The organism is Hamadaea sp. NPDC051192 (genome assembly GCF_040682475.1).
Classification (GTDB): Bacteria; Actinomycetota; Actinomycetes; order Mycobacteriales; family Micromonosporaceae; genus Hamadaea; species Hamadaea flava.
In genome coordinates, this window is record NZ_JBFBAZ010000082.1 from 1 (window position 1) to 20,775 (window position 20,775).

At 69.1% G+C, this 20,775-nt stretch carries 19 protein-coding genes, 2 tRNA genes and 1 pseudogene; 7 read left to right on the forward strand and 15 right to left on the reverse strand.

The window, feature by feature from the left end; genetic code table 11:
• The 3 genes and pseudogenes from AB0M47_RS27975 to AB0M47_RS27985 all read right to left on the reverse strand — a co-directional run.
• Positions 1-221: pseudogene (locus tag AB0M47_RS27975) on the reverse strand (flagellar biosynthesis protein FlgA); the annotation flags it as partial.
• Positions 218-1,174, reverse strand: a complete 957-nt coding sequence (locus AB0M47_RS27980) for a hypothetical protein (RefSeq protein WP_363419266.1) — start codon at positions 1,172-1,174, stop codon at positions 218-220. The pseudogene AB0M47_RS27975 and the gene AB0M47_RS27980, both read right to left, overlap by 4 nt.
• On the reverse strand, positions 1,168-1,719 hold the full coding sequence (locus AB0M47_RS27985) for a hypothetical protein (protein WP_363419268.1): 552 nt from the start codon (positions 1,717-1,719) through the stop codon (positions 1,168-1,170). The genes AB0M47_RS27980 and AB0M47_RS27985 overlap by 7 nt, the downstream gene beginning before the upstream one ends.
• 135 nt (positions 1,720-1,854) lie before the next feature.
• Here AB0M47_RS27985 and AB0M47_RS27990 point away from each other — a divergent pair, with 135 nt between their 5' ends.
• Positions 1,855-2,334, forward strand: coding sequence for a prepilin peptidase (locus AB0M47_RS27990; protein WP_363419269.1), 480 nt, complete (start codon positions 1,855-1,857; stop codon positions 2,332-2,334).
• 155 nt (positions 2,335-2,489) lie between these two features.
• Positions 2,490-3,578 carry an IS30 family transposase gene (locus AB0M47_RS27995; RefSeq protein WP_363419271.1) on the forward strand — a complete coding sequence of 363 codons (1,089 nt, stop codon included), beginning with the start codon at positions 2,490-2,492 and terminating at the stop codon, positions 3,576-3,578.
• 62 nt (positions 3,579-3,640) lie between these two features.
• On the opposite strand, the gene AB0M47_RS28000 is transcribed toward AB0M47_RS27995, so the two are convergent.
• The gene (locus tag AB0M47_RS28000) at positions 3,641-4,012 is read right to left on the reverse strand and encodes a hypothetical protein (RefSeq protein ID WP_363419272.1); all 372 of its coding nucleotides are present in this window, start codon (positions 4,010-4,012) and stop codon (positions 3,641-3,643) included.
• Positions 4,013-4,049: 37 nt separating this feature from the next.
• Here AB0M47_RS28000 and AB0M47_RS28005 point away from each other — a divergent pair, with 37 nt between their 5' ends.
• On the forward strand, positions 4,050-4,622 hold the full coding sequence (locus AB0M47_RS28005) for a DUF998 domain-containing protein (protein ID WP_363419274.1): 573 nt from the start codon (positions 4,050-4,052) through the stop codon (positions 4,620-4,622).
• Between the two features lie 44 nt (positions 4,623-4,666).
• Here AB0M47_RS28005 and AB0M47_RS28010 read toward each other — a convergent pair whose 3' ends face one another.
• The 7 genes from AB0M47_RS28010 to AB0M47_RS28040 form a co-directional block, all read right to left on the reverse strand.
• Positions 4,667-5,257: a hypothetical protein gene (locus tag AB0M47_RS28010; protein ID WP_363419276.1), complete on the reverse strand. Its 591-nt coding sequence runs from the start codon at positions 5,255-5,257 to the stop codon at positions 4,667-4,669.
• Positions 5,258-5,439: 182 nt separating this feature from the next.
• Complete coding sequence (locus AB0M47_RS28015; RefSeq protein ID WP_363419278.1) at positions 5,440-5,817, reverse strand: hypothetical protein; 378 nt, start codon at positions 5,815-5,817, stop codon at positions 5,440-5,442.
• Positions 5,818-5,905: 88 nt separating this feature from the next.
• A tRNA-Met gene (locus tag AB0M47_RS28020) sits at positions 5,906-5,979 on the reverse strand.
• A 110-nt stretch (positions 5,980-6,089) separates the two neighbouring features.
• A complete protein-coding gene (recQ, locus tag AB0M47_RS28025; protein ID WP_363419280.1) occupies positions 6,090-7,901 on the reverse strand; it encodes a DNA helicase RecQ in 1,812 nt (603 codons plus the stop codon).
• A gap of 87 nt (positions 7,902-7,988) precedes the next feature.
• Positions 7,989-8,062, reverse strand: a tRNA-Met gene (locus AB0M47_RS28030).
• A 175-nt stretch (positions 8,063-8,237) separates the two neighbouring features.
• Complete coding sequence (locus AB0M47_RS28035; protein WP_363419282.1) at positions 8,238-11,111, reverse strand: UPF0182 family protein; 2,874 nt, start codon at positions 11,109-11,111, stop codon at positions 8,238-8,240.
• A gap of 69 nt (positions 11,112-11,180) precedes the next feature.
• Positions 11,181-12,197, reverse strand: a complete 1,017-nt coding sequence (locus tag AB0M47_RS28040; RefSeq protein ID WP_363419283.1) for a PDZ domain-containing protein — start codon at positions 12,195-12,197, stop codon at positions 11,181-11,183.
• A 202-nt stretch (positions 12,198-12,399) separates the two neighbouring features.
• Here AB0M47_RS28040 and AB0M47_RS28045 point away from each other — a divergent pair, with 202 nt between their 5' ends.
• Positions 12,400-13,701, forward strand: coding sequence for a zinc-dependent metalloprotease (locus tag AB0M47_RS28045; protein ID WP_363419285.1), 1,302 nt, complete (start codon positions 12,400-12,402; stop codon positions 13,699-13,701).
• Between the two features lie 109 nt (positions 13,702-13,810).
• Here AB0M47_RS28045 and AB0M47_RS28050 read toward each other — a convergent pair whose 3' ends face one another.
• A complete protein-coding gene (locus AB0M47_RS28050; RefSeq protein ID WP_363419287.1) occupies positions 13,811-14,344 on the reverse strand; it encodes a M48 family metallopeptidase in 534 nt (177 codons plus the stop codon).
• A 273-nt stretch (positions 14,345-14,617) separates the two neighbouring features.
• Between AB0M47_RS28050 and AB0M47_RS28055 the strand changes: the two genes are divergently transcribed.
• The 3 genes from AB0M47_RS28055 to AB0M47_RS28065 all read left to right on the forward strand — a co-directional run bounded on the left by AB0M47_RS28055 (position 14,618) and on the right by AB0M47_RS28065 (position 17,236).
• Positions 14,618-14,761 (forward strand): DUF5679 domain-containing protein, encoded by a 144-nt coding sequence (locus AB0M47_RS28055; RefSeq protein WP_253763686.1) that lies wholly within the window; start codon positions 14,618-14,620, stop codon positions 14,759-14,761.
• A 158-nt stretch (positions 14,762-14,919) separates the two neighbouring features.
• Entirely contained in the window at positions 14,920-15,855 is a 936-nt protein-coding gene (locus AB0M47_RS28060) for a hypothetical protein (protein ID WP_363419289.1), read from the forward strand.
• A 46-nt stretch (positions 15,856-15,901) separates the two neighbouring features.
• On the forward strand, positions 15,902-17,236 hold the full coding sequence (locus AB0M47_RS28065) for an AarF/ABC1/UbiB kinase family protein (protein ID WP_363419291.1): 1,335 nt from the start codon (positions 15,902-15,904) through the stop codon (positions 17,234-17,236).
• 439 nt (positions 17,237-17,675) lie between these two features.
• Here the strand turns inward: AB0M47_RS28065 and AB0M47_RS28070 are convergent, their stop codons facing one another.
• From AB0M47_RS28070 to AB0M47_RS28080, 3 genes are all read right to left on the reverse strand, one after another.
• Complete coding sequence (locus tag AB0M47_RS28070; RefSeq protein ID WP_363419311.1) at positions 17,676-18,035, reverse strand: WhiB family transcriptional regulator; 360 nt, start codon at positions 18,033-18,035, stop codon at positions 17,676-17,678.
• A gap of 128 nt (positions 18,036-18,163) precedes the next feature.
• On the reverse strand, positions 18,164-18,466 hold the full coding sequence (locus AB0M47_RS28075) for a hypothetical protein (RefSeq protein WP_363419293.1): 303 nt from the start codon (positions 18,464-18,466) through the stop codon (positions 18,164-18,166).
• A gap of 150 nt (positions 18,467-18,616) precedes the next feature.
• On the reverse strand, positions 18,617-20,719 hold the full coding sequence (locus AB0M47_RS28080; protein ID WP_363419294.1) for an ATP-dependent DNA helicase UvrD2: 2,103 nt from the start codon (positions 20,717-20,719) through the stop codon (positions 18,617-18,619).
• Positions 20,720-20,775 lie beyond the last annotated feature (56 nt).

The window sequence follows — 20,775 nt, forward strand, 5'->3', positions numbered from 1 at the left end:
AGGTCGGCGGCGGCGATCTCGGCGCCCGCCCCGACCGGACGGGCCACTGCCAGGTAGTCATGGGTGGCGCCGATGCGCTGCACGACGTACCCGGCGGTCAGCGCGCCCGCGATGATCAGGAGCAGGGCGAGCGCGCCCTGGAGGAAGGATCGGCGGCGGGGGGCCAGCCGGGGCACGGCCAGCGGCGGCGCGGGCGGCTTACCGGTCGCAACGGTACTCATCGGGTGACCACCTGCAATTCGTCGATCCGGATGTACGTCGTCGAGGACCGGGTCACATCCAGCTCACCGGTCTCGCCGGTGGTGGCGACCCAGGTCACGTGCCAGGTCGTGGTGCCTTCCACGCGGTACTGGCCGGGATGGCCGGGGATGTGCTTGTCGCGGGACGGTTCGGTGTACCGGTAGCCGCAGGTCGGCGAGGAGCCCCCGCCGGACGCCGCGGTGTAGGGGGTGCCCTGGTTCGGGCAGACCTTTGTGGACCCGTCGCCCATGTCCCAGCTGATCCGCTCCGACTTGGCGGTCGCGGTCACCGACAGGCCCGGCACCGAGGCGGTCGCCGACTGCGTACCCCAGGTCTCCGGGGTGATCCGGGTCCACATCCACACGGGCAGCCCGACCAGCCCGGTGCCGCCCGGCCGGGGGGCCAGCCCGATGGCCGGGCCGGAGATCGGCAACGCGTTGATCGCGCGCAGGGCTATCTCCAGCACCGACGGCAGCCCGCCGTAGCCCGGCGGCGGGTCGCTGAGGAACTCGACGCCCGAATTGACGTAGCCGGCGGATCCCCCGTCGTAGCACCACTTCTGGTAGAGCGACCCCTCGCTCGGGTCGTGCCCGCCCCACGCGGGATCGCTAGGCGGCAAGGTCAGGCGGTCGTAGTAACAGCCGTCCGTCGGGTTGTACCAGCCCAGACTGTCGCGGTAGCACGGGATCTCGCCCTGCTGCGGATCGAGGCAGACGTCCCGGCCGCCGCCTCCCCCACCGCCACCACCTCCGCCGCCGCCTCCCCCACCGCCGCCACCTCCGGTGACGACGATGTAGCACGGCCCGTTGTCCGGCGGGCAGTAGATGTAATCGGCCTGCGCGGGACTCGCTCCAGCCACGACGGTCACGGCCGCGAGCACGACCAAGATCAACGGGTACGCCCAGCGGCGCGGCCGGTTCGCGTACGTCAGCATGACGCCGCCCGATCCGCCCGCGACTCCACCCAACGCCACTTGGCGTCGGGGTAGAGCCCGGCCCGCATCGTCACCGGGTATCGCTGGTTCTGCCCGGACTTCACCACGGACTTTCCGGTCTTGCGGCTGACGGTGTCGGTTCCCGAGTCGTCCACGCAGACCTCCACGACGATCGAGGTGGGGCTGACGCTCACCACGCGGCGCAACGTCACCCGCGGCGAGCCCTTCCGGAGGAAGCCCTGCTCCCGCATGATGTCCAGATCGCGTTCCAACGCCGACATGTACGTGCCGGCGGCGTACGGGTAGAGCGGCCGCTTCGTCTTGTCGGTGTTCCACTCGTAGGTCCCCGACTGCGCCGCCTTCAGATAGATCGCGTTGAGCTGCTGGTACGCCGACCATGCCTGGTCGACGGCCTGCTGATCGGTGGGCGAGAGGCTCGCCTGCGTCACCGGCTTGCTCGGCGGATCGGCGGGCGGCGGGACCTCCACGGTCCGGGCTGCGCAGCCGGATGCCAACAGCAGCAACAGAATCGACCCTGTCGCCACTGTCTGTCCTTTACGGAATCCGGATGGCATGCATCCCCCCTCGTCATCGGCCGGTCCCTACCCCCCGTCACCAACCGATTGCGCTCTCGCGGGCGATCGTACGATGATCGACGCCTATGTAACAAGGGGTGATCAATGTCCATACGTACAGTGCTGGATGACAGATCTATCTATTCCCACGTCGCCGCCCTTTTGGCAGCCCTCTGGTGGATCACCCATGCGGTGCTGCTGTCGATCACCGACGTACGCACCCACCGCCTGCCGCTCCGCCTCATCGCCACGATGTCGGCCGGCACCCTGCTCCTGCTCGCCGGAGCCGCCCCCGTACGCCTCCTCCCCGCCGTCCTGTGCGGGTTAGTCCTCGCGGGCGTGCTCTTCCTGCTGGCCCTACCGCGGCGCGGAGTCGGACTCGGCGACGCCGCCCTCGCCTTCCCCATCGGCGTCGCCCTCGGCTGGACCGGCTGGTCCACCGTGCCCGTCTGGGCCCTGGCCGCCGGCCTGCTGATGTCGCTGACCGCGCTCACCCTGCTGGCCCTGCGCCGGGTCGAATGGCGCTCGACGCTGCCGCTCGGCCCCTTCCTCCTAGCCGCCGTCCTCCCCGCCCTCCTCCTCTAACCCCCTCCCCCTCCCCCTCCGCCCCCACCCCGCCCACCCCCCGCCCACCCCCCCGACCCGTTGATCATGGAGTTAACCGTGGTGTCGGCGGCTTCTTCTCAACCAGTCCGTGCAAATGGTCGTTGATCCAGGTACGGGCTGGTTGAGGAGGGCTAATGGCCAGGGCGCATGTGCTGAATGCCGGTTTGCGGCAGGCGATCGAGAACATGTGGGGGCACGGTAAGACGTTCGATGAGATCGCCGCGGTGGTCGGGATCGGGTTCTCGTCGGTGTGGCGCGAGATCGCGCGGTATAACTCCTACCGTCATGGGGTGAAGAACCCGCTTGGGCCGGTGCGGGGTGGGTTGTATCGGTGGGGATACAGCGCCGAGTCGGCGCAGCGGCGGGCGGACGTGCGTCGCAGGCGGCCTAAGGCCGCGAAGTTGGTGCAGCCAGGTCCGTTGCGCGATGCGGTGGTGGCAGGGTTGGTCGAGCGGCTGTCGCCGCAGCAGATCGCCGCTTCCCTGCGGCGGCATGCCGACCAGGAGTTACGGGTGTCGCACGAGACGATCTATCAGGCGATCTATTTGCAGTCGCGCGGTGACCTACGGCGGCTGGCCGATGACGAATTGCGGGTCAAGCGCAAGGCCCGACGCAGCCAGTCGCGGGAGGTGCTCGCGGCCCGGCGGGCGTTGCGTAACCGGCCCTGGATTACCGAGGAGCTGCACATCTCGGCCCGCCCCGCCGAAGCCGCTGATCGGGCCGTGCCCGGCCACTGGGAAGGCGACCTGCTGATCGGTGCCCACGGTCGCTCAGCGATCGTGACCATCGTCGAGCGGGCGTCCCGGTTCGTCCTGCTCGGTGCCCTGCCCAACGACCGCACCAGTCCCGAGGTCCTCACCGTGATCCGTGGCCTGTTCACCCGACTGCCTCAACTGCTGCAGCTCAGCAGCATCCCCATCACCGCGGTCAAGACCCTCGCCTGGGACCAAGGCGCCGAGATGGCCAACCAACTCGACTTCCAGCTGGCACCGAACTGCACCGTCTACTTCTGCGACCCGCATTCGCCCTGGCAGCGCGGCACCAACGAAAACACCAACGGCCTCCTACGTGACTACTTCCCCAAAGGCAAATTCGACTTCACTACCATCGGCCAGCAGGACCTCGACGTGGTCGCCGCACAAATGAACCGCCGACCACGCCAGACGCTCGGCTGGGACACCCCAGCCGAGCGCCTACGGCAGCTGCTTGCACCGACCGATTGAGACCGCCCGGCGTGTCAGGGGTGCAAACCCCATGATCAACGCTCAAGGGGCGGGGGGTGGGGCTAGGGGTAGGGGAGGGAGCGGGGGCCTACGACGGTCGCGCCGACGGCTTCCACGCGTTGGCGGAGCCCGCGATCAGCGGTCACCACCACGACACCGCCGTCCCGGTCGCGCTCCGCGGCGGCGAGCGCTGCGATCGTGTCGTCGCCTGATCCGGGCGAGTTCTCTATGCGTACCCCTGGGATCGGGGAAATGCCGCGGGCCTTGCCCTCGACCACGAGCATGATGTCGAGCGGGCCTTCGTGGCCCGCGAATCCGGTGGTCGCCAGCGGGGCGAGGGCGTCCCGGAGCCGGCGCGCCGCCCCCGCGCGATCACGCCACCAGCCGTCCGGAACCGACCCCACGACATTGGCGGCGTCGACGATCAACAACATGCGATGAGTTTCCCCCGCCGCGGCCGTCTAACCGGGCATGAACCCTCGGACACTTCTTTCGCTCGGCGCGCTCGCCGGCCCGATCTACGTCATCGCCGGGCTGGCGCAGGCCCTCACCCGCGACGGCTTCGACCTCACGAAGCACGCCTGGAGCCTGCTCAGCAACGGCGACCTCGGCTGGATCCAGATCGCCAACTTCCTCGTCGCGGGCGTGCTCACCGTGCTCGGCGCGATCGGCCTCCGCAGCGTCCTCATCGGAATCTATGGGGTCAGCCTGATCGGAGCGGGGATCTTCCGCGCCGACCCCGCCCAGGGCTTCCCGGCGGGTACGACGACCGACGTCATGAGCTGGCACGGCACGCTGCACTTCGTCGTCGGCGGGATCGGCTTCCTGTGCCTGATCGCGGCGTGCGTCGTCCTCGGACGGCGGTACCTGGCGGCCGGTCGGCGGGGATTCGCGTGGTTCTCGTGGATCACCGGCGTCGTATTCCTCGCCGGGTTCGCGGGCATCGCCAGCGGCTCGCACGGGCCGACCACGATCGGCTTCGTGGTCGCGGTCGTCCTCGCCTGGACCTGGTTGACCTCGGTGTTCTGGACGTCCCGCTCCTGAGACGCTGTCTTCCCCCGGCGGCGCTCGTCAGGCGGGCTTCTTGGTCAGGCGGGCTTCTTGGTGAGCGCGACGATGCCGCCGGCTCCGGTGACGACGAGCGAGACCAGCGCCATCGGCACCGCCATGAAGTACACCCACCGCCAGCTGACCGTGGTCGTCAAGAACCAGCCGAAGACCAGCCCGAACAGCAGACCGACAAAGGCGACCGCGGCTACGGCGATGAGCATCGCCGTACGCCGCGCGCCCGCCTGACCGGCGAGCGCGAGCGCGGTGCCGAGCACCGCACCGCTGCCGAAGCCGATGAAGAGCGACGCCGCCATCACCATGACCGCGTTCGCGGCGAAGGCCAGGACGAGTACGCCGAGCAGCATCAGGCCGATCGCCGGGGCGGCAATGGCGTTGGGCGCGCGCCGGCCGAGCAGCAGTCCGGGCGCGAAGCCGACGGCCAGGGCCAGGAAGTGAATCGCGAGCACGATGAGGTTCACCATCGTGCTGTAGCCCATGTCCCGCTCAAGTGTTTCGCGCAGCGGCCCGATCAGTGCGCCGATCAGGTACGCCGTCAGCATGGTCCCGAGGGCCGGTCCCACAATCATCCATAGCGGACGCTGGACTGCCGGGCTCTGCTCGATCATCACCCGGCCATACTAGGCGCGTTTCCAAGTACCTGTCCGGTCCGGTCGGGCCGGGTCACGTCCGCTCCGTGGCGTTTTGGCTTCCGTTGGCCGGGACGCGTTTCGTCGAAGCGGCTCGCCCAATCCTTCTGACCGTCGCACTCGGATCTCACCGCCGGCGGTGTTTCGGGAGGTGGCCCCCACCCTCAGCCGACGATTTCCCAGCCGTGACGCACGAACGCGGCTCGGACGGGCGGCCCCCACAATGCCCAGAAGACAACAGCTTCGTAGTCACCGCGGATGACGAACTTGAACCCGTCATAGAGCGCCGGAATTCGGCCGAACCGAGAGATCGAGGCGACATCGTCCCGGGTCACGGCGTATTTCCCGAACATGGACGAGATCACGATCTTGTCATCGGCGACCCGCAGCTCGGCGAATGGCCAGGACGCGCTACGGCGCTTCGTGTACCACGGCCAGCGGTCCCGAAGGCCGACGTATGCGACGCCGCCGCGCGTGCTGAAGCACCGGTCCATCTCGAGACCATCCGCGTCAGTCATGCTTTCCGGCGTCGCTTTCATCATCGAATGGCTGTTCGCGCCGTCGGCAGCCCCAGGTGCCCGCCGATAGGCAACGAAAACGCCCGCTCGAAAGAGCGGGCGTCTTCGACAGTAGCGGGGACAGGATTTGAACCTGCGACCTCTGGGTTATGAGCCCAGCGAGCTACCGAGTTGCTCCACCCCGCGTCGACCACACCACCCTACCCCGCCGATCGCTCCACCCGCCAACTCGGTGGTCACGGCCCCGACGCGGCGGTCCCCGCTCCCGCTCGGCAGTGAAGGCTCCGATGCGCCGGTCACGGCTCCGCGAGCGCCGCCAGGATCTGGTCGCCGTACTTGGCGAGCTTGTTCTCCCCCACCCCGCTCACAGTGCCCAGGGCAGCCAGCGAAACGGGCGCCTCGGTGGCGATCTGCCGCAGCGTCGCGTCGTGGAAGATCACGTACGCCGGGACGCCCTGTTCCTTCGCGGCCGCCGCCCGCCACGCCCGCAGCCGCTCGAAGACCGGCACGGCCGCTGGGCTGAGGTCGGCGGAGGCGGCCGCCTTCTTCGCCGATCCGGCCGCGGCTCGACGCGTACGCTCAGGTTCCTTGCGGAGCAGGACCTCGCGTTGCCGGCTGAGCACCGCGGCGCTGCCGTCGGTGAGCGAGATGGTGCCGTAGCCGCCTTCCACGGCGAGCAGGCCTTGGGCGAGCAGTTGGCGAACCACCGCACGCCATTCCGATTCCTGGAGTTCGGTGCCGATCCCGAAGACGGACAGCTCGTCGTGCCGATGCTGCACCACCTTGTCGGTCTTGCGGCCCAGGAGGATGTCGATCGACTGGCCGGCGCCGAACCGCTGATTGCGTTCGCGTTGCAGCCGGAGCACCGTCGACAGCAGCTTCTGCGCGGGGATCGTGCCGTCCCAGGACTGCGGCGGCTCCAGGCAGGTGTCACAGTTCGCGCAGCTCGCGCTCGCTTCCCCGAAGTACGCCAGCAGCTGCGCCCGGCGGCATTCGGTCGTCTCGCAGAGGGCGAGCATGGCGTCCAGATGCGCGGCGAGCCCTCGCCGGTACGCGTTGTCGCCCTCGGACGAGTCGATCATCTTCCGTTGCTGGACGACGTCCTGCAGCCCGTACGCCAGCCAGGCGGTGGCCGGCAGCCCGTCCCGGCCGGCTCGACCGGTCTCCTGGTAGTAGCCCTCGACCGATTTCGGCAGGTCGAGATGGGCCACGAAGCGTACGTCGGGTTTGTCGATGCCCATGCCGAACGCGATCGTCGCCACCATGATCAGGCCGTCTTCGCGCAGGAACCGTCCCTGGTGCGCGGCACGCGTCGCGGCGTCCAGCCCAGCGTGGTACGCGAGCGCCTCGACGCCGTTGGCCCGGAGAAACTCGGCGGTCTTGTCGACGGACGCGCGCGACAAGCAGTAGACGATGCCCGCGTCACCAGGGTGTTCGGTCCGCAGCAGGTCGAGGAGCTGTTTGCGCGGGTCGACCTTGGGCACGATGCGATAGCGGATGTTGGGACGGTCGAAGCTGGACACGAATCGCCGTGCCTCGGTCAGCTTCAGCCGGGTGGCGATCTCGTTCCGGGTCGCCGTCGTCGCGGTGGCCGTCAGGGCGATCCGCGGCACCTCCGGCCAGCGCTCGTGCAGCACCGACAGCGCCAGATAGTCGGGCCGGAAGTCATGGCCCCACTGCGAGACACAATGTGCCTCGTCGATGGCGAAGAGCGAGATCCGGCCGCGCTCCAGCAATCTCATCGCGGAACCGCCGCTCAGCGCCTCGGGCGCGAGATAGAGCAGGTCAAGATCACCGCTGAGGAACGCCGCCTCGACCTCGCGGCGCGTCTCGAGATCCTGGGTCGAATTCAGGAAACCAGCTCGTACGCCCAGCGCGGTCAACGCGTCGACCTGGTCCTGCATCAGCGCGATCAACGGCGAGACGACCACGGCGACACCGTCTCGAACCAGCGCAGGGATCTGGTAGCACAACGATTTGCCACCGCCGGTCGGCATCAGCACGAGCGCGTCGCCGCCGCCGATGACGTGGTCGATGATCTCCTGCTGCTCACCGCGGAAGGAGTCGTAGCCGAAGATCTTGCGGAGTACTTCCCGGGGCTCCTGCACCCGTCGATCCTACGGACCGGCCCCGACACCTTCCCAGAAGACCGTCAAGGGCGCCTATCCACTGGATAGGCGCCCTTGGCTACTGAGTAGCGGGGACAGGATTTGAACCTGCGACCTCTGGGTTATGAGCCCAGCGAGCTACCGAGCTGCTCCACCCCGCGTCGGCTTCTAAAGATTACCCCAGGGCGAACAGGCTGCCAAATCCATACTCGCCGTCATCTGGATCACGCCGACGCCGTCCACCCCCGCACCCGTTGATCATGGGGTTTGCACCCCCGACACGCCGCCGAGACCACAGTTAACTCCATGATCAACGAGAAGGGTGGGGGTAGGCGGCTAGCCGGAGGGGGGCGGAGCGGTCGCCGTAGGCGACGGCGACGCCCCGCCGCCCGGCGTGCCGGCAGGCGGGGAAGCCGAGGTGGCGGCGGAGAACTCCTGGACCGCGGCTTCCAGGTCGGCCAAGGCCTTCCCCTGAGCCACGAAGTCACCCGTACGCTGAGCGGCCTTCAGATCCGCGAGCGCCTTCTGGATCTTGGCGACCGCCGCCTGCACGGTCGACGGGGACGACGGTGTGGCGCCGGCGAGCTGGGCGAGCGCCTCTTCCAGCGTGTCGGCGTACCCGATCTTCGTGCCGTAGAGCGCCAGGATCTTCCGGAGCTGCGGATACTTCGGGTCCGTGGTGTTGTTCACATAGAGCGGCTGGATGTAGAGCATGCCGTCGGCGTACGGGAGCGACAGCAGGTTGCCGCGCTGGACGTTCTTGCCCCAGATGTTGATGTCCGTACGCACCGCTTCCTGCCCCTCCATGAGCTGGGCGGCCTGGTTCGGCCCGGCGGTCTGGGTGTCCTTGGGCAGTTCCAGCACCCGGAGCCGGGGTTTCCCGCCGGCGTACGACGCGGAGACGAGCGCCGCCAGGTTGTGCCGGTTGCCGCCCGGGGTCATCGCGGCGACCAGTTGGAACTGCGGTTGCTTGTCGCCGGGGAACTGAGCGTAGAGGTAGTAGGGCGGCTGCTTGGCGGTCTTGCCGGGCTGGGCGGGGTCGCTCGGCACCTTCCACTGGTCGCTGGACGCAGCGAAGCTGGTCGCGTCGGCCACGTGGTAGCGGGTGAGCAGATCCCGCTGGACCTTGAACAGGTCTTCGGGGTACCGGAAGTGGGCGGCCAGCGCGGTCGGGATCGAGGCGTTCGGGGTGATGATCCCGCCGAACGCCTGGTTCCAGGCTTTCAGCACCGGGTCGTCCGGGTCGAATTCGTAGAGCGTGACCGTGCCGTCGTACGCGTCGACCGTCGCCTTGACGGAGTTGCGCAGGTAGGTGATCTCCTGCCCGGCCTGGGCGGTCGTGCCGGTGCCGGTCAACGCGTCGTTCGTGGCGTCGCGCAGGTTGACGCGCTGGGCGTACGGGTAGTGCGCGGAGGTCGTGTAGCCGTCGACGATCCACAGGACGCGCCCGTCCACAACGGCCGGATAGGGGTCGCCGTCCAGAGTCAGGAACGGCGCGATCTTCTGGACGCGGTCCCGCGGATCCCGCACATAGAGGATCTTGGAGTCGTCGGTGACCTGGTCGTTCAGGAGGAACCGGGTCTCCATGTACGCCAACGAGTACAGGGTCTTCCGCCAGGCCGAGTCCAGGCGTACGCCGCCCGAACCGGCGTAGGTGTAGTACGCCGCTTCGTCGGACGGCCGGTCGTATTCGATCGGCGCGTCGGTCGAGCCGCCGACGACGGCGTACTCGTCGAACCCTTCGCCGTAGTAGATCCGGGGTTCGGAGATGTCGAGCTGGTCGACCGCGGCCGAACAGTTCGACCCGGCCGCTGACGTGCCGAGGAATCCGGAGACGAAGTACGGGCCGCCGCCGCAGCCCACCCGGTCGGCCGGCGCGGCGACCAGGCCGTACCCGTGGGTGTAGACCATGTGCTTGTTCTGCCAGTTGGCCTGCGGCCCGGTGAGCTTCGCGTAGTCGATCCCGCGCAGCCCGATCACGTAGTCGCCGGTCTGGCCCTTGACCGTGTAGCGGTCGACGTCCAGCTTGTCGCCGAAGTCGTACCAGGGTCGGACCTGCTGAAGCTGGGTGAACGACTCGTCGACGATCGCCGGGTCGAGCAGCCGCACGTTGCTGGCGATCGTCTGGTCGGCTAGCAACGTCGCCGGCGCCTCGGTGTTCGCCGAGTCGTAGCGTTCCACCGACATGTCGCCGAGCCCGTACGCGGCACGCGTCGCCCGCAGCGCGTCCTGCACATAGGGCTGCTCCAGCGTCGGGGTCTGATTCACCTTGAACGTCTGCACCCACCACGGCAGGACGCCGCCGATCGCGAACGCCGAGATGAGCAGCAGCCCGAGGGCGACGCCCGGCCAGACGAGGTTGCGGAGCACCGCGTTGGACACGACGAGGATCGCGATCGCGACGACGATCGCCAGGTAGGACAGGATCTCCTTGGCCGACACGACCGCGTGGACGTCGGTGTAGCCCGCGCCGTTGAAGTCGTAGGTCGAGTTCCCGTCGAGGACCAGTGCGCTCTTGTCCAGCTCGTACGCCATCGCCTTCAACCCCACGTACGCCGCGATCAGGGCGGTCAGATGCGTACGCGCGCCGGGCGTGATCCGGTCGCCGCGCCCGCGAAGGCGTACGCCGCCGTAGACGACGTGCATCGCGGTCGAGCCCAGCAGCGCCAGGGTGATCAGGGTGAACCCGATGCCCAGCAGGAACTGCCAGAACGGCAGCTCGAAGACGTAGTACCCGATGTCGCGGTGGAACAGCGGATCGGTCTGCCCGAATGGCTGCGCGTTGCGGAACAGCAGCCAGGTCTGCCAGTGCCCCTGGGCGGCGAGCCCGAACAAGGTCGCCACGATCGCGGCGGGCAGCACGAGCCAGCGGCCGAGCCGGCCGGCGAGGGCGAACCGCATCCGGTCGAGCGTCTCCTCGGCCGGCGTACCGCCCGCGCCGGGCGGCATGAACGGGCGCAGGCGAACCGCCAGCGCGAGGTTGCCGATCAGGAAGAGGCCGGTCGCCAGGGTCGCCACGACGAAGAGCCCGACGCGGGTGCCGAGTTCCTTGGTGAGGACCGCGCGGAAGCCGACCTCGTCGAACCACAGCCAGTCGGTCCACAGTGCGACGACCCAGCCGAGGACGAGCAGGAAGGCCAGCGAGCTGACGACCACCACGAGGGCGGTGCGTCCGCGACGGCCCAGCGGGGGATGCTCAGCCAGAGTCACCCTGTCAGCTTAGGCATCAAGGGCCGTCACGCACGCCTCTCGGCAGCTCGCCTCTCGGCAGCACGCCTCTCAGCAGCTCGGCGTCGCCTTGCCCGCGCGGATGTCCGACAGCGCCTGCAACGCGCCGTCCAACGTCTCGACCTTGACCAGCTTCAGTCCCTTCACCGCGTTGGCCTGGGCCTCCTCGCAGTTGCCGGCGGGGGTCAGGAAGAAGGTCGCGCCGTCGTCCTTGGCTCCGACCAGCTTCTGCGCGATGCCGCCGATCACGCCGACGTTGCCCTCGTCGTCGATGGTCCCGGTGCCGGCGATGACCTTGCCGCCGGTCAGGTCCTCGGTGTTCAGGGTGTCGATGGTGCCCAGGGCGAACATCAGGCCGGCACTCGGGCCGCCGACGTTCTCCAGGTGGTAGGTGATGTCGAACGGGTGCGGCTGCTTGTTCTCGGCCGAGACGCCGATCCGGGGTGTGCCGTCGTCACCGGCCTTCGTGGTGATCTTCACCGTCTCGGTCGCGTCGCCCCGCTTGCGGACGACGGTCAGTTCGGTGCCGACCGGCTTCGCGCGTACCAGTTCTTGAAGCTTCTGGGTGGAGGTGACCTGCTGGCCGTCCACGGTCTGGACCACGTCGCCCGCGGCGAGCTTGCCGGCCGACGCGCCGTCCGAGGCGACCTCCTTGACCGTGACCTGGACCGGGTAGCCGAGTTCGCGCAGCGCGGCGGTCTCCGCGCTGGACTGCGACTCCTGGAAGGCCTCCTTGTTCTCCTGCTCGACCTGCTCGTTGCTCTGGTCGGGCGGGTAGACCAGCTCGCGCGGGACGACCTTCTCCTGCGGGTCGAACCAGGCCTTGATCGCCGAGAGCAGATCGATGTCGTCGGTGACGTTCACCGTCACCATCCGCAGCTGGCCGGTGCTCGTGCTGGTGGACGTGCCGGTGACCTGAATCACCTGCTTCTTGTCGTAGCTGCCGAGGGTGTTGAAGGTCGGTCCCGGTCCGAGGATCACGTACTTGACCGGCGCCTGACCGATCAGGAACACCAGCAGCGCGGCCAGCACGGCCCCCGCGACAACGGTCCACCCGCGACGTCTCATGGCGACAACACTAGATCAGCGCCTTACGGTTCCTGCCCGCGTGCCCATACCTCCGCACGAGCTTCAGCTTGTACGCCGGAAGCAGCTGAGCTGCCCGGGTTCGCCGGGGCGTCCGGCGGGCGGCGAACGCACAGGGAACGTACAGCCAGGATCGGGGGCCTCCCTGAGTCAGTCGGACTCAACTTCGCGTACCGTGGAGTACGTGCCTGACACTCCTTTCGGCTTCAGCCTGCCGGGCGGGCAGCCCGACCCGAACGATCCGCAGCAGATGCAGCAGTTCCTCGCCGGTCTGCAGCACATGCTCGCGCAGAGCGCCGCCACCGACGGCCCGGTCAACTGGGACCTGGCCCGGCAGGTGGCGACCAGCCAGCTCAATTCGGCGGGCGGCGACCCCGGCGTCTCCCCGGCGGACCGCGCGGCGGTCACCGAGGCGTTGCGCCTGGCCGATCTGTGGCTGGAACCGCTGACGGCGTGGCCGACCGGCCTGACGACGACGGCCGCGTGGAACCGCAACGAATGGCTCTTCCACACCCTCCCCGCGTGGAAGAAACTCTGCGACCCGGTGGCGTCCCGCATGGTCGGGGCGATGAGCGACCTCGTCCCCGAGGAGGCGCGGGCACAACTGGGCATGATGCAGGGCATGCTGACCGCCTTGGGCAGCGCCGTCTTCGGCGGCCAGCTCGGGCAGGCGCTGGCCTCGCTCGCCGCCGAGGTGCTCTCCGCCGGTGACATCGGTCTCCCGTTGGGTCCGGCCGGCACCGGTGCGCTCGTTCCCGCCAACGTCCACGCGTACGGGGCGGGGCTGGAGCTCGACCCGTCCGAGGTGCGCCTCTACGCCGCCCTCCGGGAAGCCGCTCACCAGCGCCTGTTCAGCCACGTCCCGTGGCTGCGCGGCCACGTCTTCGCCGCCGTCGAGGCGTACGCGGGCGGCATCCGCGTCGACCGCGACGCGATCGAGGAGGCGATGGGCCGCATCGACCCGAGTGACCCGAGCTCGATGCAGGAACTCCAGATGGCCGGGATCTTCACGCCGGAGGACAGCCCGGCGCAGCAGGCCGCGCTGCGGCGGCTGGAGACCGTCCTGGCGCTCATCGAGGGCTGGGTGAGCCACGTCGTGGACACCGCGGCCGAGGGACGCCTGCCGAACGCGGCCAAGCTGGGTGAGGCGTTCCGCCGTCGCCGGGCCGCCGGTGGACCGGCCGAGCAGACCTTCGCCGCCCTGGTCGGGCTGGAGCTGCGGCCGCGCCGGCTGCGGGAGGCCGGCCGGCTCTGGGCCGCCCTGACCCAGCACCGGGGAGTCGCCGGCCGGGACGCCCTGTGGGGCCACCCCGACCTGCTGCCCACCGACGACGACTTCGCCGACCCCGAGGCGTACGCCGAAGGCCAGCTGTTGTTGGCCGATCTCGGCGACTTCGAGTCCGACCTGCGCAAGATGATGGAAGGCGAGTCCGGCTCCACCGACAAGCCCGACGACACCACCGACAAGCCCGACGACAAGGACTAACCCCCTCCCCTCCCCCCGGCCCCCTACCCGTTGATCATGGAGTTAACTGCTGCCTCGACGGTGTGTCGGGGGTGCCAACTCCATGATCAACCGGCGGTTGGGATGGGGGTCAGTCTTCGATGTAGGCGGTGCCGGCGACGGCTGCGACGCCTTCGAGGAAGCCCCGCGCCCGTTCGGTCTTCGGATAGCGGGCCACCAGCCGCCAGAAGGCCGCGCCGTGATTGGGCTCGATCAGGTGCGCCAGTTCATGGACGAGCACATAGTCGCTGACCCAGAGAGGCATGTCGCGCAGTCGATCGGAGAGCCGGATGGTCCGGTCGTCGGGTGAGCAGGAGCCCCAGCGGCCGCGCTGATTGGAGACCCAGCGGACGCCGACCGGGAGTGCCTTGGCGTCGTAGTCGGCGAAGTATCGGGCGACGAGCTGGTTCGCCCGGGCCATCAGCGCATCGTCCGAGCGGGCGCCCTTTTTGTCCTTGGCTTCCAGCCTGGCCAGCATTTTGTCGACCCAGGCGGTTTCCTCGGCCCGGGAGAACTGGCTGGGTATGAGAACGACGACCGTCTCACCCTCGCGGTAGGCGGCAACCGTCCGGCGTCGGCGCTCACTGCGCCGCACCTCGACGACGGGCGTCCGGCTGTCCGCCATTCGATGGCAGGTTCAGCTCACGCCGGCGGTGACGTTCAGCCGGTTCATGCGTTGGACGGTAGCGGGCGGAGTGCAGGGGTGCGCAAGACCTGTCCCACGCCTTTTTTCTTCGCAAAACTCGGGTACTGGACAAAAGCGCCGAAGATCATCTCGGGCCCGCCCGGCGTGTCCCGGCGTACCTGACATATCCGAAGACGTGGGGAAGGCACACTTCCGGGCGAGCCTGTCGCATATGGGCGGGCGAAAGGGCAACAGGAGGACATCGTGGCTGAGATGTACAACGGGTACTGCGTGAAGTGCAAGGAGAAGCGCGACTTCCAGGGCACCGTTACTGTCTCGAAGACCGGAATGAGGATGGCGAAGGGCCCCTGCCCCGTCTGCGGGACCACGGTGAACCGCATTCTGGGCAAGGCCTGACAAGTCCGACTTCCGGGCCTCGGCTGTCGGTGACCAGACAGCCGAGGCCTGAGCCCTGTGGATAACCGGCTGATTTCTGTGGATAACCCGCGTCGGGTTGTGCATAACCTGTGGATCGGCCGGTGACGGGCGTCCGCGTACCGCCCAGAATCGCGATCATGAGCCATCGCCGACAGTCCCGGCCGCTGCTGTTGCCGGGCGTACGCCCGCTCTGGCGGGATCGTCGGCGGGTGCAGCTCGGGCTGGATCAACGCCGGGCGATCGTCCTCGAATTGGCGCATCCGTCGGCCGGTCGACTGCTCGACCTGCTGGACGGCTCGCGTACCGAACGAATGCTCCTGGACCAGGCCGCGTCGCTGGGCATGGGCGAGGACGCCACGCGTACCCTGCTGCGCGATCTGATGGACCGCGGTCTGGTGATCACCGCGGACACCCTGCTCCCCGCAGGTCTGCCGGCCGCGGATCGCGAGCGGCTGAGCCCCGAGGCGGGCGCGCTGGCGCTGGAGCAGCCGCCGCGGACGCCGGCGGAGGTGCTGCGGCGGCGAGCCCGGTCGCGGGTCGTGATCGGCGGTGGCGGACGGCTGGCCGGGACGGTGGCCGACGGGCTCCGCGAAGCCGGAGTACGCCGCGTCGCGGAAGCGATCGAGCCCCAAGCCCTGCTTCCCGATCGCGTCGGCGGCCCCCGAGTACGCGCGGGCGGCGCGGCCCTGCGGATCGAGATCTCCGGCGGGCGGCTGCCGGCGATTCGATCTCTCCCCCTCCTGTTGGTGACGGTACGCGAAGCCGCCGTCACCGTCGGTCCGATGGTTGTCGCAGCTCACGGCCCCTGTCTGCGATGCCTGGGCCTGCACCGGATCGATCGCGACCCGAAATGGCCGCAACTGGAGACCCAGCTGCCCGCGTCGATCGAGACGGAGCCGCCGTGTTCGGCGGTGACCGTGCTCGCGGGAGCGGCGCGGACGGTCGCCGAGGCGCTCGCCCTGCTCGATGGGGGGCCATCCGCGCTGATCGGGGCTAGTGTGGAGATCTCCGGCGCCGACGAGATCCGCCGACGGCGATGGGAGAGGCATCCCGCTTGCGCATGTCCGCCGTGAGGATGTCGGACCGATGACGGACGATCGGATGAGGGAGAATGGCCCGGTGACCGACATTCCACGCCGAGCCGTAGCCCGCACCGCCAAGCTCGCGTCGCTGCCCCTCGGCTTCGCCGGGCGCACCGTTCTCGGGTTCGGCAAGCGGGTCACCGGGATGGCGGCCGACGTGGTGGCAGCCGGGATTCAAGAGCGTACGGCCGAGCAGCTGTTCAGCGTGTTGGGGCAGCTCAAGGGCGGTGCGATGAAGCTCGGCCAGGCGCTGAGCGTCTTCGAGGCCGCGCTGCCCGAGGAGTTGGCCGGGCCTTATCGGCAGGCCCTGACGAAGCTGCAGGAGGCGGCTCCGCCGCTGCCGGCCGCCAGTGTCCACAAGGTCCTCGCCGACCAGCTCGGCCCGGACTGGCGCAGTCTCTTCAAGGAGTTCGACGACCATCCGGCCGCCGCGGCCAGCATCGGCCAGGTCCACCGGGCCGAGTGGAAGCTGCCGCGCAGGCGTACCGGGCTGCCCGTCGCGGTGAAGGTGCAATATCCCGGCGCGGGCGACGCCCTGGTCGCCGATCTCGCTCAGCTGGCCCGGTTCTCCGCGCTCTTCGGCGTGATTCAGCCCGGCCTCGACGTGAAACCGTTGGTCACGGAGTTGAAGGCGCGAGTCGTCGAGGAACTCGACTACGACCTCGAAGCCGCCTCGCAGACCGCCTTCGCCGAGGCGTACGCCGACGACGAGCAATTCCACATCCCGCGGGTGCTCATGAGCGCGCCCCGGGTACTGGTCACCGAGTGGATCGAGGGCACGCCCCTGTCGGCGGTCATCAACTCCGGCACCGTCGGCGAACGGGACCAGGCCGGCCAGCTGCTGGCGACCTTGGCGTTCTCCGCGCCGAGCCGGGCCGGGATGCTGCACGCCGACCCGCATCCGGGCAACTTCCGGCTGATGCCCGACGGCCGGCTCGGTGTCATCGACTTCGGCGCGGTCGCCCGGCTCCCCGGCGGACTGCCAGAGCCGATCGGGCGGCTCACCCGGCTCGCGCTCGACGGCGATTCCGACGGCGTGCTCAAGGGACTGCGCGAGGAAGGCTTCGTCAAGCCTGACGTCGACATCGACGCGCCGGCCATCCTTGAGTGGATCGACCCGATGCTCGAACCGCTGCGCGCCGAGGAGTTCCGGTTCACCCGGTCCTGGCTGCGCGGCGAGGCGGCCCGGATCGCCAGCCCGAAGAGCCCGGCGTACGCGATGGGCCGGCAGCTCAACCTGCCACCGGCGTACCTGATGATCCAGCGGGTCACCATGGGCACCATCGGAGTGCTGTGCCAACTGGAGGCCAAGGCCTCCTATCGCGACGTGATCGCGGAGTACCTGCCGGGCTTCGAGTCCGAACCCGTCTAGCCACCTGGAATGGGGCGCTGGATCAGGGTTCCCGGTCGAATCTTGACCCGAGATTCGACCCAGAACCCTGATCCAGCCCTGTTCTGGTGAGACAAGAACCGTGTTTGGTGAGACAAGAACCCTGTTTGGTGGGACAAGAAAGCGCCCGGGCCGCGTACTCGCGGACCGGGCGCTGGTGTTTGGTCGTCGATCTACCGATCAGAAGGAGCCCGACTGGCGGGCCTGCTTACGCAGCGCCTTCATGGCGATGCGCTTCGCGGTGCGGGGTGCCTCGGTCTGAGGCTCAGGCATTCGCGCCCGCGTCAGCGCTTCGCTCAGTAGATACATATCGCCCATTCCACTGGTGGGATTCATTTCCTTCTCGCTCTCTCAATCATCTATTTCGGATGTAGCCGGTAAGACCCGGCTGGGTTGGTGCTTCGCTGCTGTGCTGTTCGGTTCAGGCGGCCAGTCGTACCGACTCGCGGCCGGTGACCGTCGCCACTCGGGCGACCGTCTCGGCCCGCAGGTCGGCGTCACGGGCGAGGTCCTCCTTGCGCGGACGGCCACGAGGACGCTTGCGCGCCACGATCGCACCGCGGTCGAAGATCTCACCACCCCAGACGCCCCAGGGCTCGGCCCGCTCCAGCGCGCCCGCCAGGCACTCGGCCCGCAGCGGGCAGTCGCCGCAGAGGGCTCGGGCCAGCTCCAGCTCGGCCGGAGCGTCGGCGAACCACAGGTCGGGGTCGAACTTCCGGCAGGGCAGCTCCGCACCCAGCTCGACGGGGATGTCGAGAGCTGGGGCCAACGCCAGACTCATAGTCCTACTCACCTCTTCTTCCTTCTTGGGGGTTCTTCCCCAGGGGGTGGCCGTAGTGGCAAATAAGTGAGGCCGCGGATCCCGGTGTACGGGTTCCGCGGCCTCGAGGTGAGCCGGTGGTCTGTTTTCTAGACCGGCCTACCTCGAGGCGGAACACCGCGGAGTCCATCGACCTTGATCGACATGAACTCCGGCTTCTTCGCGTAGCCGCCGCGCGGGTCCTGGACCTGGATCTGCTCCGGGCTCGGGACGGTTTGCGGCTGCTGCGCGGCCAGCGGAGACACTGCTCCGATGACGTGACCCGGCTTACGGGCCATCAACACATCGCCGCCCAGGCTCAGCTGGGCGATAGTGGGCAGACTGGTGCCACCGTTCGACGCGCAGGCAGAAGCGAGCATCGGCAGTCTCTGCGGCGTCATCGTCCACGTCATCAAGCCCACCTGACTCACCTCCTCACTGCTCTCCGCGTCCGGCTCTCGCCGGTGTCGCGCTCGGGTCTAGCTCCCGGGCAGGATTGCTCCCGCCGCTCGAACTGGTGTGACCGAAGGTTATTCCGCCTGCTTGAGCAGGCGCAAATGATTTTACGGTTCCGTTGCCAAGTTTTTTTCGCCGACAAGATCGTCGACGTCCGCGCCGTTGAGAAGCGCCAATGTCGCAGGCCCGTACAACTCGATCTTCCGAGGCCCGATGCCGGCGATGCTCATGAGGTCATCGGTGCTGGTGGGACGGCGTTCCGCGAGGGCCGTGAGGGTGGCGTCGGTGAACACCACGTACGCCGGGACGCCCTGCTCGGCGGCGACCCGCGACCGCCACTCCCGGAGTCGTTCGAAAAGTTCCTCGTCCAGGTCGGCGGGGCAGGTCTGGCATCGGCCGAGCTTGCGTTCCGAGCCGCCGAGCAGGGTCGCGCCGCACACCCGGCAGGACACCGCGATGGCCCGCCGACGGTCGACCTTCGACGGACCCTTCCGCTGGGCCGGGGCGTCCGAGCCACCGAGGCTCGGCAAGAACCGGCACGGCTTGCGAGCCCGGCCGCCCGGCGACCGGGACTGCCCGTAGCTCAGCCACAGCCAGTGCCGCGCCCGGGTCACCCCGACGTAGAGCAGCCGGCGCTCCTCCTCCACCGCCTGCGGCGTCTTCGCGTACGCGGTGGGCAGGGTGCCCTCGACGAGGCCGACGAGGAAGACGGCGTCCCATTCGAGCCCCTTCGCGGAGTGCAGGCTGGCCAGCGTCACGCCCTCGACGGTCGGGGCGTGCTGGGCGTCCGCCCGCCGGCCCAGCTCCTCGGTGAACTCCGTGAGCGTCGGCGAGCCGATCTCCTGGGCGAGCCGGTGCAGCGCTGCCAGCGCCTCCCAGCGTTCCCGGGCGGCCCCACCGGACGGCGGCTGCGCCGGTTCCCAGCCCAGACCGCGGAGGACTTCGGCGACCGCGTCCGGGACGGTGCCCTCCAGCTCGCCGCGGGAAGCCGACCGCAACGCGATCATCGCCTGGCGTACCTCGGCTCGTTCGAAGAAGCGCTCCCCACCGCGTACGACATAGGGAACGCCCGCCTCGGCGAGCGCCTCTTCATAGGCTTCCGACTGGGCGTTGGCCCGGAAGAGCACGGCGATCTCCGCGGCCGGGACGCCCGAGGCGATCAGCTCGGAGCAGCGGGCCGCGACCGCGGCCGCCTCGGTCGGCTCGTCGGCGAACTGCCGGATGTCCGGCGCCGGGCCATCAGGCCGCTGGCCCACCAGGTCCAGGCGCAGCTTGGCCTCGACTCCCCCGGCCTGCCGGATCACCGCGTTGGCCAGGCCTACCACTTGCGGGGTCGACCGATAGTCGCGGACCAGCCGGACGACCGTGGCCTCGCGGAACTGGCGCGGGAAGTCGATGAGATAGCCGGAGGTCGCGCCGGTGAACGAGTAGATGGTCTGGGCGGCGTCCCCGACGACCGTCAGATCCCGGCGACCGCCGAGCCACGCGTCGAGCAGCCGCTGCTGCAACGGGTTGACGTCCTGGTACTCGTCGACGACGAAGTGCCGGTACTGCGACCGGATCTGCTCGGCGACGTCGGAGTGCTCCTCGATCCCCCAGACGATCGCGCGCAGCAGATCCTCGAAGTCCATCATGCCGGCCGACCGCTTGACCTGCTCGTACGCCGTGAAAACCTTGGCGATCTCGGCGGCCGGCAGCGGCGTCTCGCGTTGGGCCTTTGCCGCCGCGACCTCGTATTCGCTCGGCTCGACGAGGCTGGACTTCGCCCACTCGATCTCGGAGGAGAGGTCGCGGGCGGTGGTGCGGTCGGCCCGTACGCCGGCCCGCGAGCCCGCCAGCGTGACCAGCCGCGCCTTGCTGTCGACCAGTTCCGGCATCTCGCGGCCGCGCAACAGGCGGGGGGCGAAGTAGCGCAGCTGACGAAGCGCGGCGGCGTGGAAGGTACGGGCCGATACGCCGGTCGCGCTCAAGGCGGCCAGCCGTTCGCGGAGCTGGGCGGCGGCGCGGGCGGTGAACGTGACGGCGAGCACATGCCGGGCCTGGACCTGCTCGTCGACCACCCGATGGGCGATGCGATGGGTGATCGCCCGGGTCTTGCCGGTGCCCGCCCCGGCGAGGATGCAGACCGGACCAGCCGGCGCGGTCACCGCCGCCAGCTGCTCCGGATCGAGTCCACGGAGTGGATCATGCCGTCCTGAGTCACCTGCCACAGCGTGCAATCATTCCAGGCGGCTCTGACGTTGCACTCGCCAGACACCCCTGCGTA

Coding starts and splice junctions, on each gene's coding strand:
- AB0M47_RS27980 (WP_363419266.1), bottom strand. CDS start 1,174: ATGCTGACGTACGCGAACCGGCCGCGCCGCTGGGCGTACCCGTTGATC.
- AB0M47_RS27990 (WP_363419269.1), top strand. CDS start 1,855: ATGTCCATACGTACAGTGCTGGATGACAGATCTATCTATTCCCACGTC.
- AB0M47_RS27995 (WP_363419271.1), top strand. CDS start 2,490: ATGGCCAGGGCGCATGTGCTGAATGCCGGTTTGCGGCAGGCGATCGAG.
- AB0M47_RS28000 (WP_363419272.1), bottom strand. CDS start 4,012: ATGTTGTTGATCGTCGACGCCGCCAATGTCGTGGGGTCGGTTCCGGAC.
- AB0M47_RS28005 (WP_363419274.1), top strand. CDS start 4,050: ATGAACCCTCGGACACTTCTTTCGCTCGGCGCGCTCGCCGGCCCGATC.
- AB0M47_RS28015 (WP_363419278.1), bottom strand. CDS start 5,817: ATGATGAAAGCGACGCCGGAAAGCATGACTGACGCGGATGGTCTCGAG.
- AB0M47_RS28040 (WP_363419283.1), bottom strand. CDS start 12,197: ATGAGACGTCGCGGGTGGACCGTTGTCGCGGGGGCCGTGCTGGCCGCG.
- AB0M47_RS28050 (WP_363419287.1), bottom strand. CDS start 14,344: ATGGCGGACAGCCGGACGCCCGTCGTCGAGGTGCGGCGCAGTGAGCGC.
- AB0M47_RS28055 (WP_253763686.1), top strand. CDS start 14,618: ATGTACAACGGGTACTGCGTGAAGTGCAAGGAGAAGCGCGACTTCCAG.
- AB0M47_RS28060 (WP_363419289.1), top strand. CDS start 14,920: ATGAGCCATCGCCGACAGTCCCGGCCGCTGCTGTTGCCGGGCGTACGC.
- AB0M47_RS28070 (WP_363419311.1), bottom strand. CDS start 18,035: ATGAGTCTGGCGTTGGCCCCAGCTCTCGACATCCCCGTCGAGCTGGGT.
- AB0M47_RS28075 (WP_363419293.1), bottom strand. CDS start 18,466: ATGACGTGGACGATGACGCCGCAGAGACTGCCGATGCTCGCTTCTGCC.